Below are 13958 nucleotides of genomic sequence, written 5' to 3'. Positions count from 1 at the left end.
TATGTTACAGGCGAGAGATATACATTTTTGCATTCACAATAGACCTATCGTAGACCGGGCAACCCTACAACTTGAATCGGGTGAACTGACAGTCATCTTAGGACCAAATGGAGCTGGAAAGTCCAGTCTTTTTAAGGTGCTTTCTGGAGATTCTACCTGCAAGCATGGTTCAGTTCATTACAATGGCAAAGCACTTTCAGATTATAAATCCATTCAATTGGCTCAGGTAAGGGCTGTAATGCCACAGCATAGCTCCTTGTCTTTTCCTTTCACTGTCTTTGAGGTAGTGGAGCTTGGATTGCTTCCTTTGGGAAAAACTTTCCGTAAAGAGCTGCTTCAGGAAGTCATGGTAGAGACACAGACTTGGGAACTGAAGGACTGTTTGTACGGGAATCTTTCAGGAGGTGAAAAACAGCGGGTGCAATTGGCAAGGGTACTGGTTCAGATTTGGGACAAGCGACCTTTTCCCAGGTACCTACTTTTAGATGAACCTACCTCAAGTATGGACATTGCACTTCAACATCATGTATTGTCAATCATCCAAAGAATCAAATCAAGAAACATAGCTGTCTTGGCAATCCTTCATGACCTCAACTTGGCTGCGAACTATGCTGATAAGGTCATTTTGATGAAAAATGGAAATATTTTACACCAAGGTAAAGTAAATGAAGTCATGACTGGCCCTAAACTGCAGGCTGTTTTTGGACATCCCATTGAGGTTTACCCAGGGGATGAGTTTAGACCTACCATTATTCAGAGTACACCATTAAACCGAATCAATAAACAAATCAAACATGCATAATATTATGGAATCTCATGTATTAGAAGTGAATAACAAGCTCAAAGAAGCTTGGGAAACTTTGAAAAAAGAAAACCCAAAGATGCGTATCCGTGATGCAGCCGCTGAGTTGGGAGTAAGCGAAGCCCAACTTTTGGCTACCCAATTGGGAAGAGAAGTAACAAGACTAGAGGGTAATTGGGCCTCCATATTGGTGGATTGCAAAAAACTTGGGAAAGTGATGGCGCTTACCAGAAATGAAGGCTGTGTCTTAGAACATAAGGGCAATTTCCAGAAAATCGAAATCCATGGTACCGAACCCAATCAAATAGCAACAGTAATTGGGCCAATAGAACAGCGTGTCTTTTTCTCAGCCTGGAGATTTGGATTTGCTGTAGTGCAGGACAGTCCTAGAGGCCTAATGAGGAGTTTGCAGTTCTTTGATAAATCGGGTGAAGCTGTATTGAAAATATACCTTCAGGAAAAATCAAATATCGATGCCTATGACGAATTGGTCAATTTGTATGAAGCGGCAAGTCAAAATCCTGATTTGGAGATAGAAGCCTTTGATAAGCCACAATATGCTGCTGAAATCGACTTAGAATCCTTTTCAAAGGATTGGGAAAACATGAAAGATACCCATGACTTTTTCGGGATGTTGAGAAAATACAAGGTCAGCCGGCTTGATGCTGTCAAATGGATAAATGATAAATGGGCCTATGAAGTAGACAGACTTTCAGCCAGGAGAATTCTTGAAATAGCCGCAGCGGAAAAATTGCCCATTATGATTTTTGCAGGGAATAAAGGCAATATCCAAATCCATCAGGGAAAAGTGAGAACCATTCGTCAAATGGGTGATTGGTTGAATGTTATGGATCCGGATTTCAATATGCATTTGAATGAGGAAACAATTGCGCAAGCATTTGTGGTGCATAAAAATACAGCCGATGGCTTGGTATCTTCCTTGGAACTCTTTGATAGGGAGGGAGAAATGATTGCGCAATTTTTCGGATTGAGAAAACCTGGTTTACCTCAACTTGAAGCATGGAAATCATTAATAGACAGCTTGTAATATTTGGGAGTCTCTAGGCTCCCAAAAAATTTTAACATTATGATTAGAATTGATCTAAATAAAATTAAGCTTCTCTTTTTGTTCCTTCTAATACTAAACCATGAGGTCCTGGCCGATCAGCTTAAGGGGATTGTCTTAGACCAAAATGAACAACCTGTTCCATTTGCAACCATTCAAACAACCGAAGGAAAAGGTACCGTGGCAAATGAAAAGGGAGATTTTATCCTTGAACGAGGTTCAGGTGAAATCATTCTTGTAGTACAGGCATTGGGATATGAGCGCAAAAAGCAAAAGGTTTCGCCAGATGAAGATTTTGTCCAGGTGGTTTTATTGGAGTCAATGGCAAATTTGGATGAAGTAGTCATTACGGGAAATTTCGATGCACAATCAGCACGACAATCTGTCTACCAGGTCAGGTCTATTGATAAGGAGGTCATCCAAAAAAGAGCTGCAGGCAATATTCAGGAAGTACTCAATACGGAGCTGGGTATCCGTTTTTCCCAAGACAATGCTCTAGGATCCAGCAATCTCGAAATGCTTGGGATGTCTGGTCAAAATGTGAAAATACTCATAGATGGTGTGCCTATGGTCGGGAGACAAGGGGTTTCGAATGAAATCAACATCAATCAGATAGACATCAATCAGATAGAAAGAATAGAAATCATTGAGGGACCGATGTCGGTGATGTATGGGGCAGATGCTTTGGCAGGTGTAATCAATATCATCACCAAAAGAGCTTCTGGATCGAAGGGCTATAATTTATCCTTGCGAATTCAGGAAGAAACGGTTGGGAATTCTTACAGTCCATTTATTGGAGCAGGAAACCATATCAGAAGTATTCAGGGCAATCATTCCAATGGAGGTGCTTTGAGTATTGGCGGATCATTTACCCAAAACAGGTTTGGTGGTTGGAAAGGAAGATTTACCGGAAGACAATTTGAGTGGCTACCAAGGGATCAAAATCTGCTCAGCTCATTTATTGCCTATAGAAAAGGGGCGCTGGAATTGGATTATTCAATCGACTTTCTGGATGAAGATATTTTTTCTTATGGTCCAGAAAATAGGGTTGAAAATATTGACTCTGAATTTCAGACTTCCAGATGGATGCACCGCCTGCAAGCAAGAATAGATGCTTCAGAAAAATTCAAGCTCTCTGTACAAACGGCATACACGGACTTCAACAGAGAGACGGTCACTTGGATCACCAATCAAAGAAGTTCTGAAAGAAGTCTTTCACAAGCTCCTAACGCCCAGTCAAGGCTACAATACCAAGGTTTAACCCTAAGAACTACAGGTCATTGGATCGTTTCAGATAAATTCAATTTGCAACCTGGAATAGATATTAATACTGAAAATGGAGTTGGAGACAGGATTTCCAGCAATGAAGGCATTCAGGATTATGCTGTTTTTTTGAGTAGTGAAATTGTTATCAAAGATAAATTGAAAATAAGGCCAGGACTTAGAAAAGCATATAATTCAGCTTATGAAGCACCGCCTATTATTCCATCCCTCAATACCAAATGGAGCATTACTGAAAAACTGAATGTAAGGCTAGCCTATGCCAATGGTTTCAGGGCGCCATCTATACGGGAATTGTATTTTGATTTCTTTGATGCCAGCCACTCTATCAGCGGTAACCCAGACCTGCGTGCGGAGACTTCTCACAGTTTCAATGGTTCATTGAATTTCTTGGGAAAGGACAACAAAGCAAAACAATATTCAGCTGTTTTGACTGGGTTTTACAACCAAGTACAGGATCAGATTGCCTTTGGAGTTGACCCTGTAGACCCCCGCATCACTACACTATTCAACATCGAAGAATTCAGGACCATGGGTGGTACTTTCAATCAAACATTTAGGTATATGGATTGGAATGCCTCATTGGGCTTGGCCAGAATAGGGAGGTTTAACCGGCTATCTGGACAAAGTCCCGAAGTACCAACCATGCTTTTCTCGACAGAGATCAATGCAAATTTAGATTACAGGATCAAAGCAATAGATACTTTCATCAGCATATTTTACAAATATACAGGAAGACTTCCTGGCTTTGAAATGGCATCCGATGGAGAAGGCGGACTTACACCGAGGGAAATTGAGCTGCAGGGCTTTCACTGGATGGATGTCAGCTTCAGAAAAAACCTTCTCAAAGACCTTCAAGTACAATTGGGCGCCAGAAATCTGATGAATTTGACCAATATTCAAAGTACCGCTGCAGCTGGATCCGCTCATGGAGGAGGACCACAAAGGCCCATGGGCTACGGAAGATCTTATTTCATAGGAATTACTTACCAACTATCTCAATAATTTAATGATCAAAATTATGAACAACAGATTCAACAAACTTAGAATGTGCATTTTGGCCTTGGCCAGTACAGGACTCCTGTTTTCCTGCACAGATGAAAATAATCCCATAATTGAAACACCACCAGTAGAAGATGCCTTCATGGAGATCGATGGAGGAGGCAGTACTTTTCCTAATATGTCTTTTGTGAAATTGAGTACCGAAAATCAAAAAACAGTGACAAGAAGTACTTGGGATTTGGCATTTTCATCAAGTTCTGAATTCAAAGTCCTTATCAACGGTACAACAGGGGCGATGGCTTATAAAACGGATTTCAATTCTTTTGATGAATTGGATGAAAGCTATGTGGAAAAGCTCAGAACAGATGGAGTCCTCCTTTTGGATTTCAATAATATGAACAGTATCCTGTATGTGGATGATCCCAAAAATCCAATCGCGAATGGTACAGCAATTGGTTCAATTGCAAATACAGAAAGTGAGTCGAAAGTGATTGTTTACCAGCGCGGTAAAGGTGGAGTAGAGGAAAGGGAATGGCAGAAGTTGAGGGTGTTCAAGTCTGGAGTAAAATACATACTACAATATGCGCCTATTGCTTCTGAAGATTATACGACTGTAGAAATCACAAAAGATTCAGACTTTAATTTTGTATACTTTTCGCTCGATAGTGGTAAGGTCGAAGTCGAACCAAAGAAAAATGATTGGGACTTTGTATGGACTGCAGGAACATCATCTACGCCTTTTCCACAAGCCGCAAATGGAACTTTGGGGTACTTCTTTCAAGATTTGGTTTATCACAACATCTATGGAGGCGTGGGTGCTGCTGTAGTAATGGAAGAGTTCAAGGCTTATGAAAACTTTGAAGAAACTGATTTGGCAGGCATTACCTTCAATACTGATGATCGATTGACCATAGGTTCTAGCTGGAGATCCGGAGGCGGACCAAATGCATCCCCTGCTGTCCGGGAAGACAGGTATTACCTTCTCAAAGACAACAAAGGCAATATTTATAAACTTAGGTTTTTGTCCCTGACCTCAGGAGGAGAGAGAGGAAGACCATCTCTCGAATATGCCTTGGTAAAATCAGGCTCTTAAAAAAAAGCCCCTGAATTTCAGGGGCTTTTTTTATTGACCAAGCTTTGCACGGTCTGCTATGGGGAAAGTGTAACGGTCAATTATTTGGTTATCACCTTCACCGATTACTTTTTCCCAAATCATATGAGTTTCGGTCTGTGTGATGTTGAACGTGCCACTCAAAATCAAGGACCAGTCAAAATCTGCAGTCCACATGCATTCGTTTTCAAATGTGATTGAGTTTTCTGTTAAAGTGTAAGTTCCCTTACACAATGCAGGATATTTTGGTCGGGAACTGTTTCCCTCCCATTTTCCTGAATGCAAAAGAATCGTGACTTCTGCTACAGGTCCAAGTTCATCGCCGGAAACTCTTTGAAAAGTGCCTTCAAGATCCATTTTTTCGGTTATAATTGTAACGTTTTCAGCTTCTGCACAAGATAACAAAAAGAAGCTAAGAAAAATTAGTTGAATAGTGTAGGGTATTTTCATGATGTTGGATTTTTCTTGTTGCAGTAAAGACGCTTTTCGGGGTCTTTTTGTCTCATTTTACAGGCCTTATTTTTTCCCTTTTAGGCGAGACCTTCTTTTCAATCAACCTTACCACTTTTCATGCCAATGTATCGTTCTGGAAGACTGACTTTTGAGAATTCTTTTTTACTAGAAACAATTGAACAATATCAATAAGAGTAACCTGATTTTTTAAATATAAGATGAAGGTTTTTAGACCCTAAATTTTCCGAATCTCTAAAAACTCAACTTATACAATTGGCACAAATACCGATGCATTTGGTTGAAAATACTCATTGCACTTAGACCACAAATCAAAAGGAATACAATAGAATATCACCGCTAGAATATTATTCGGAAGGCAAAGAAACTATCTTTTGTACCTTCAAATTAAAGTAATGTTTATCGAATTGGGCTATTCATTACATTTCACTACCCTCATTTTGCAAATATGAACAAAACACTACCTTCAATTCTTCTAATCGTGCTTTTTATATCGATTCAATCGTTTGCACAAGTAGATCCCTCAGCTTTTAAACAAATGGATTTCCGATTTATCGGTCCTGATGGAAACAGAACAATTGCAGTGCGGGGAGTGCCTGGAGACATGTTGACCATGTATGTGGGCATGGCCTCGGGCGGGCTTTACAAATCAGAAGATGGGGGAGGTACCTGGGCTTCGATTTTTGATGACCAGGATATATCATCTGTTTCAGCTTTGGCCTTGGCGCCTAGCAATCCTGATCATGTCTGGGTAGGTACAGGAGAGACTTTTCTGATCAGACCAGCGCATGCCATGGGAAATGGAATTTATAAATCAACGGATGCAGGAAAGAATTTCAAGCATTCGGGATTGAAAGAAACAGCAAGAATCAGCCAAATTGAAGTGGATCCGAGGGACCCAAATGTGGTTTATGCTGCCTCACTAGGTCATACCTATGGGCCACAGCAAGAAAGAGGCATTTTCAAAACCATTGATGGTGGAGAAAACTGGGAACATGTGCTTTTTGTAGATGAAGGCACAGGTGCCAGCGATATGGCTATGAATCCAAAGAATCCAGATATCATCTTTGCCGCTTTTTGGTCGATTGATATCAAAACATGGGGACTTACAAGTGGTGGTCCCGGTGGTGGCATATACAGAAGTAAGGACGCAGGCAAGACATGGGAACCTATGAAAAATAATGGTCTTCCCGGTGGAGAGGCCAATCCTGTAGGAAAATCTTCAGTAGCTATTGCGCATAGTGACCCCAATGTGGTCTATGCACTTTTTGAAATGGATAGTCCTCAGCTTTGGAAGTCCACGGATGGTGGAGATTCTTGGGAATTGACCATGATCAACCATACTATCAATGAAAGGGCTCCTTACTATACAAGACTCAGGGTGTCCACAGATGATCCGGATGAGGTATATTTTGCTTCGGTAAGATTCAGTACCTCAAAAGACGGTGGGAAAACACTTGCTGAAGCTGGTTATCGAGCTGGTGGTGACAATCATGACATTTGGGTAGATCCATTGAATCCCGATAGGATCATGGTGGCCCATGACGGTGGTATGGGCGTCACCTTGAACAAGCAAAAAACATATAGACAATATGTATTTCCAAATGCACAGATGTATCATGTCTGGACAGACAATCAGGTACCCTATAATGTGTATGGAAACAGACAGGATGGTTATTCTTACCGTGGCCCGAGCAACAGTAGGCAAGGAAGCATTCCCCTTGGATTGTGGCATGCAGTAGGAGGATGTGAAAGTGGTTGGGCTATACCAGACCCTGTAGATAACAATATCATATGGTCAGGCTGTTATGATGGAGGTCTACAGGTATATGATTTGAACACTGGTCATGCACGTGATGTAAGGGTTTGGCCAGAAGCTGGTTATGGTTGGGCACCTGCCGATATGAAGTACAGATGGCATTGGTCATTTCCGATATTTATAAGTCCACACAACCATAAGAGGGTATATGTGGGAAGTCAATTTGTACACCAAACGGAAGATTATGGACAAAGCTGGAAAATAATCAGTCCAGATTTGACCAGAAATGATAAATCCCATCAGAAGGCCTCAGGCGGAATAGCGATTGACAATTTGATGACTTTCGATGCATCAGTGCTTTTTGCTATTGCAGAATCAAACCTTGAGGATGGTTTGATCTGGGTAGGTTCAAACGATGGTCTGGTGCATGTCACCAAAGACGGTGGGGCAAATTGGGAAAATGTAACTGATAATATTCAGGGTAAACCAGAGTTTGGCACTATATCAAGCATCGAACCATCTCGTCATCATGCCGGAGTAGCCTATGTGACGGTTGATGCCCATCAACTGGGTGATTTCGATCCTCACATCTACAAGACTTCAGATTATGGGAAATCATGGATTAAAATCTCCGATGGTATAGAAAAATCAGAATCGAGTTTTGTCCATGTCACGCGGGAAGATCCTGAAGTAGAAGGCTTACTGTATACAGGTACTGACAAGGGACTCTATATTTCAAAAGATGATGGTAAAAGTTGGTTTAGATTGAGGAATAACCTGCCTCCTGCACCAATTTACTGGATGACCATACAGGAAAATTTCAGAGACTTGGTAATTGGCACTTATGGAAGAGGATTTTACATCTTGGACAACATTACGCCTATCAGGGAATTGGATGCAGAGGTTTTGGCAAAAGATGTGCACCTTTTTGACCAAAGACCTGCCTACAGGTTCCATGAATTACAGGGTATCAAGACAGAAGGCAGGTCAATGACTACCGGAATGAACCCTCCTTATGGCATGGATATCAATTATTTTTTGAAAAATCCTGCGGAGAAAGTAAGCATAGAAATCAGGAAAAAAGATGGCACCTTGGTAAGGACCCTGAACGGGAAAAATCAAGAAGGTGTCAACCGTGTATGGTGGGATTTAAGATATGAGCGTACGCTTCAACCAAGACTTCTTGTGGCTCCACCGGATAAGCCATGGGTCAAGTTGGAAGGTCGCGAATTCAGGCCTTTGGTCACTTGGGACCTTGATCTTTATAGAGGACAGTTAGGGCCAAGGGTAGTGCCTGGAGAGTATGAAGTTCGTGTATTGATTGATGGAAAAACCTTGAGCCATACAGTAGAAGTAATCAAAGACCCAAATACCGTGGGTACTTTAGAAGATATAGAAAAACAGGTGGCCTTTTCCCTCAAACTCAATGAAGCGATGAATGAAGTGGTCACTACTATTAATGAGATAGAAGAGATTAGAAAGGAACTGGAGGAGTTGATTGCGCTTCAAAATGATGAGGAAGTGGGTAAAAAAATAGTGGAACTGGAAGAGAAAATCCTTAAGGTTGAGGGAGAATTGTTTGATATTAACCTTACCGGTGCACGTGAGGATGCATTTAGAAGCCCGATGAAACTCTATGGAAGAATTTCAGCGCTGGCAAGTGATATCGGAGGCTTTGGAGCTGACTTTAAGCCTACCAACCAACAAGTGGAAGTCTACAATGTGTTCAGGAAGCAATTGGACGATATTCAGGTGCAATACCAAAAGTTGATAGACGAGGAAATCCCGGCATTCAACCAATATTTGATTTCGAGAGACCTTGAATTAAGATTAAGGAAATAATAACAAACCACTAACCCAAATAGAATAAATGAAATTTAACAGAAGATTATTTATCAAAACAGCGGCTATTGCACCGGCTTTGACACTTCCCTTTGTGTCATGTTCAAGCAATGAAGCCTCAGGTATCAAATCAGATGGTCAAGGATTAGCTGATTTCAGCGGATTAAAGAACATGACTGCAGATGTGGTACCGATCTCCCGTGAAGAAAGGCTGGCAAGGATTGGTAAGGCACAGGAGTTGATGCGTCAAAAAAACATCGATGCACTTTTTTTGGAGCCAGGAACAAGCATGAAGTATTTTCTCGATTTTGATTTATTCCTATCCGAAAGAATGGTGGCAGCTGTGATTCCTGCAGATGGAGATGTGATGTATATCTGTCCGAAATTTGAGGAAGACAAAGTCGGTGAACTGGTGAAATTCGGTTCTGAAATCAGAACATGGGAAGAGCATGAAAGTCCCTATACTGTAGTTAAAGGGATTTTGGCAGATAAGATAGGTAACAGTGGTACCTTAGGAATAGAAGAAAGGTGTAGATTTTTCCTTTATGACGGAATCAAGTCAGCCGCGAGTTCATTCAAGTATGTATTGGCCGATGATGTCACAGCTGGATGCAGAATATATAAGTCACCAGCTGAGATAGCTTTGATGCAAAAAGCAAATGACATCACCATTGAAGCATATAAAGTAGTCTTTGATTCCTTAAAGGTTGGGATGACTCAGGATGACTTTAGAGATGTGGCGTCACAAGCGCATAAAGCATTGGGCGTAACAGGTTCCATAGGAGCTAATTTTGGTGAATGGACGGCCTTTCCGCATGGAAGCAGTAAAGTTCAAACCTTAAAAGAAGGAGATGTGGTGCTTGCAGATGGAGGATGTACGGTGGAAGGGTATCGTTCAGATATCAGTAGAACGGTTGTTTTTGGTGAGCCTACCGCTAGACACAGACAAGTGTGGGATTTGGCTAAAGAAGCCCAAATGGCTGCTTTTGAATTGGCGAAAGAACCAGGAGTGAAATGCGAAGACTTGGATAAAATAGCCAGACAGCTAATCTCAGATGGAGGATTCGGACCAGATTACAAATATTTCTCGCACAGACTAGGTCATGGAATAGGTTTGGATGGACATGAATGGACCAACTTGGTAAGAGGCAATGATACACCTTTGGAAAAGGGGATGTGTTTTAGCAATGAACCAGGTATCTATATTGTAGGAGAGTTTGGAGTGAGGGTAGAAGACTGTATGTATATGGGTGAAAATGGTCCAGTTTACTTTTCGGCTCCCAGTCCAGCGATTGACCAGCCATTTGCATAAATAATATAGATAGGGGAGGTGATTTCTAACCTTCCCTTCTAGTTTGATTTTTTACTTTTTCGATATCAATAAATTATATATTTCCAATTTTTTTTATTCATAAAAATTACCATTGATATAATTTAAGGGTTTAAGTTATTTTTAATTAAAATATTAGTAGAATATATTACTTATATTGAAGTATACTTATATAGATGGTTTTGATATTTAGATATAAGTCAGGAATTTAGACTTGTGTTAACAAACTATATCATACCATGAGAAAAATTTTACTGACGACATGTATGCTGTTACTTGCAGTAATCAGCGTATATGCCCAATCACGAACCGTGACGGGGCGGGTGACATCTGAAGATGAGCCCGAGGGGATTCCCGGTGTAAACATACTGGTGAAAGGCACCGGTGTGGGAACTGCAACTGACTTAGATGGTCGGTATTCAATTTCAGTTAATTCAGCTGATGATGTTTTGGTTTTTTCTTTTGTGGGTTACGATCCGCAGGAAGTAAGGGTAGGTAATCAATCTGAGATCAATGTAAGCCTGGCTCCTGATACTGAAACTTTGGGAGAGGTGATCGTTGTAGGTTATGGTGAGCAAGATAGGAGAACATTGACAAGTTCAATTTCTTCTATAAAAGGCAAGGATGTTGAAAACCTCCCAATCACTTCACCTGATCAACTATTACAAGGACGTGCTCCCGGAGTAGTGGTCAATACAGAGTCAGGTGAACCAGGTGGTGGTATGAATATCCGTATCAGGGGTACCACTTCTATTACGGGAAATTCTGATCCATTATATGTTATAGATGGAGTGCCTATTATTTCCAGCAATTTGGCAGCTACTACCTTCGGTCAGCCGACTAACCCTCTGGCGGATTTGAATCCAGCTGATATTGAATCCATGGAGATCTTGAAAGATGCCTCTGCAACGGCCATTTATGGTGCAAGGGCTGCCAACGGTGTGGTTTTGATTACCACCAAAAGAGGTAAAGCAGGCAAGCCTGTAGTGAACATCAGTATGTATGGAGGTATATCTGAGCCTTGGAGAAGTCCAAATGACCTAAGAGTTGATGGACCTACTTTCGAAAGATTACAAAACGAAGCAAGTAGAAATAACTGGCAGGATAGGTATGGCTCTTTGGATGCTCCAAATAGTTCCGGGCAGGCATATCAAGCACCTTTTCCAAACCCGGATGGTGCTATAGATACCAACTGGTTTGATGAGATTTTCCAAACAGGATCTATAAGGAGTTTGGATGCTTCTGTTGCCGGTGGAGATGAAAGAATCAAGTATTTTGTTTCAGGAAACAACTTTTTCCAAGAGGGATTGGTAAGACCTTCTTCTTTTGAAAGAAGCAGTGCCAGAATGAACTTGGATTTTATGGTTACACCGAGGTTGAAAATCGGTACCAGTGCCACTTACTCTGTCAATACCAGAGATAGGGCACTTAATGGTAATGCAATTGAGGGAGCGCTTTCGACCGCTTTTTTCTACCCTAGTAACTATCCAGTCTTTAATGAAGATGGGAGCTATTTCAGACCATTCTGGGAAAACCCGGTGGCAGTAGCCAATGAGACAGATTACCTGATGAAAACTACCCGTATGATTGGTAGTATATATGCAGACTGGGAAATCACAGACGGTTTGGTGTTCAGAAGTACCTGGAGTATTGATAACAACCTTGTAGAAGAGGATAGGTATTTCAATACATTCCTTGCGGCAGGTGCAGCACTTAATGGTTCGGCTCAGTCTTTTGTAACAAGAAGTAACAACTGGATCAATGAAAATGTACTGACTTACCAAAAGAATATAGGAGACAATAACTTCAATATTCTATTGGGTAACACTTTGCAAGAAAATCAGTTTTTGAGAACTCAGGCATTTGGTCAAGGCTTCCCTTCCAATTCATTTAAAAGAATTGAATCTGCTGCGGTGAAAAACTCAAGCAGTACAGGAACTTCTTGGGGTATTGCTTCTTTCTTCTCAAGAATCAATTACGGATATAAAGGTAAATACTTGTTCACGGCCAATATGAGGGCTGATGCTTCTTCAAGATTTGGTGCTGACAACAGATGGGGTTATTTCCCTTCTGTAGCAGGTGCATGGAGAATTGTGGATGAAAGCTTTATGGAAAGCATTAGAAGTACTGTTTCTGATTTGAAAATCAGAGCAAGTTACGGTATCACAGGTAATCAAGGTGGTATTGGTGACTTCCAGGCCTTAGGACTTTGGGGAGGTATGAGAGGTGGTCTTAACCTAGGTGGTGTAGGTCAGCCTACTGGACCGGCTTCTTATGTAGATGCTCCGGGTATTGCACCTAACCAACTGGCCAATCCAGATTTGAGATGGGAAACTACCGCTCAATTTAATATTGGTGTAGATGTCGGACTTTGGGAAGACAGATTGACTTTGACTTTCGATTATTATGACAAGCAGACCAAAGATTTGCTTTTGAATGTGCCAGTACCAAAGTCGCTTGGTTTCAGTGTATTGACTCAGAACTTCGGTGAAATGGAGAACAGAGGTTTCGAATTGGGAATCAATGCCGCCATCATTGAGAAAGAGGATTTCACTTGGACTTCAAGCTTCAATATTTCAAGAAACAACAACCTTGTAAAACGACTTGCTTTTCCATTTACCACATTCACCCGTGATTATGTAAGAGTAGAGGAAGGACAGCCTTTGAATTCCTTCTGGGTGCATGTTCAGGAAGGTGTAGATCCACAAACAGGAGATATCATCTGGGATACAATGGGTGATGAAGAATTCAACCCAAATGTACACAGACAGATTATGGGTAGTGCCATTCCGAGGTATGTCGGTGGTTGGACAAATATGATCAATTACAAAAACTGGGATTTTATGGCCTTTTTCCAGTTCAGTGAAGGAAACAATACCCTAAACTACGGTAGGTTCTTCTTCGAACACGGTGGTGAAAGAAGTACTGGTTATTCTGCACAGCAATTGGGCAGATGGCAACAACCTGGTGATATCACTGATATCCCAAGAATGGCCTCCAGAAACTATAGCGCTGACTTGAGACCATCCAGACATGTGGAAGATGGATCTTTCTTAAGGTTGAAAAACATCAGTTTGGGTTACACCTTGCCTTCTCCGATCTCTTCAAGAGTAGGAATCGGAAGAGCAAGATTGTATGCAGCAGCTCAAAACTTACTTACATGGACCAACTACACAGGGTTGGATCCTGAAGTAAGTACTTCACCATCTAATCTTGTATCAGGTGTGGATATTGCGGTAATGCCGCAACCAAGAACGTATACCTTGGGCGTAAACTTAACATTCTAATGCCATG

General features: G+C 41.3%; 8 protein-coding genes. 7 read left to right on the top strand and 1 reads right to left on the bottom strand.

Translation table 11 applies throughout. From position 1 onward, the window contains the following. Window position 1: 1 nt before the first annotated feature. The 4 genes from CLW00_RS19850 to CLW00_RS19835 are packed head-to-tail and all read left to right on the top strand — an operon-like array spanning window position 2 to window position 5244. Window positions 2-802, top strand: a complete 801-nt coding sequence (locus CLW00_RS19850) for a heme ABC transporter ATP-binding protein (RefSeq protein ID WP_106135460.1) — start codon at window positions 2-4, stop codon at window positions 800-802. Then, window positions 795-1850 (top strand): hemin-degrading factor, encoded by a 1056-nt coding sequence (locus tag CLW00_RS19845; protein ID WP_245917413.1) that lies wholly within the window; start codon window positions 795-797, stop codon window positions 1848-1850. Before CLW00_RS19850 ends, CLW00_RS19845 begins: the two co-directional genes overlap by 8 nt. A 39-nt stretch (window positions 1851-1889) precedes the next feature. After that, complete coding sequence (locus CLW00_RS19840) at window positions 1890-4154, top strand: TonB-dependent receptor (RefSeq protein WP_106135459.1); 2265 nt, start codon at window positions 1890-1892, stop codon at window positions 4152-4154. A gap of 16 nt (window positions 4155-4170) precedes the next feature. Next, window positions 4171-5244, top strand: a complete 1074-nt coding sequence (locus CLW00_RS19835; RefSeq protein WP_170073254.1) for an HmuY family protein — start codon at window positions 4171-4173, stop codon at window positions 5242-5244. 30 nt (window positions 5245-5274) lie between these two features. Here CLW00_RS19835 and CLW00_RS19830 read toward each other — a convergent pair whose 3' ends face one another. Next, window positions 5275-5712 (bottom strand): hypothetical protein, encoded by a 438-nt coding sequence (locus CLW00_RS19830; protein WP_106135457.1) that lies wholly within the window; start codon window positions 5710-5712, stop codon window positions 5275-5277. A gap of 469 nt (window positions 5713-6181) precedes the next feature. Between CLW00_RS19830 and CLW00_RS19825 the strand changes: the two genes are divergently transcribed. The 3 genes from CLW00_RS19825 to CLW00_RS19815 all read left to right on the top strand — a co-directional run bounded on the left by CLW00_RS19825 (window position 6182) and on the right by CLW00_RS19815 (window position 13951). Continuing rightward, window positions 6182-9334: a glycosyl hydrolase gene (locus CLW00_RS19825; protein WP_106135456.1), complete on the top strand. Its 3153-nt coding sequence runs from the start codon at window positions 6182-6184 to the stop codon at window positions 9332-9334. A 28-nt stretch (window positions 9335-9362) separates the two neighbouring features. Further along, a complete protein-coding gene (locus tag CLW00_RS19820; RefSeq protein WP_106135455.1) occupies window positions 9363-10646 on the top strand; it encodes a M24 family metallopeptidase in 1284 nt (427 codons plus the stop codon). Between the two features lie 257 nt (window positions 10647-10903). Further along, a complete protein-coding gene (locus CLW00_RS19815) occupies window positions 10904-13951 on the top strand; it encodes a SusC/RagA family TonB-linked outer membrane protein (RefSeq protein WP_106135454.1) in 3048 nt (1015 codons plus the stop codon). Window positions 13952-13958: the final 7 nt, after the last annotated feature.

Origin of the sequence: Mongoliibacter ruber, from assembly GCF_003003005.1 — a bacterium.
GTDB classification, from domain to species: domain Bacteria; phylum Bacteroidota; class Bacteroidia; order Cytophagales; family Cyclobacteriaceae; genus Mongoliibacter; species Mongoliibacter ruber.
This window is presented reverse-complemented; position numbering and strand designations above follow the sequence as displayed.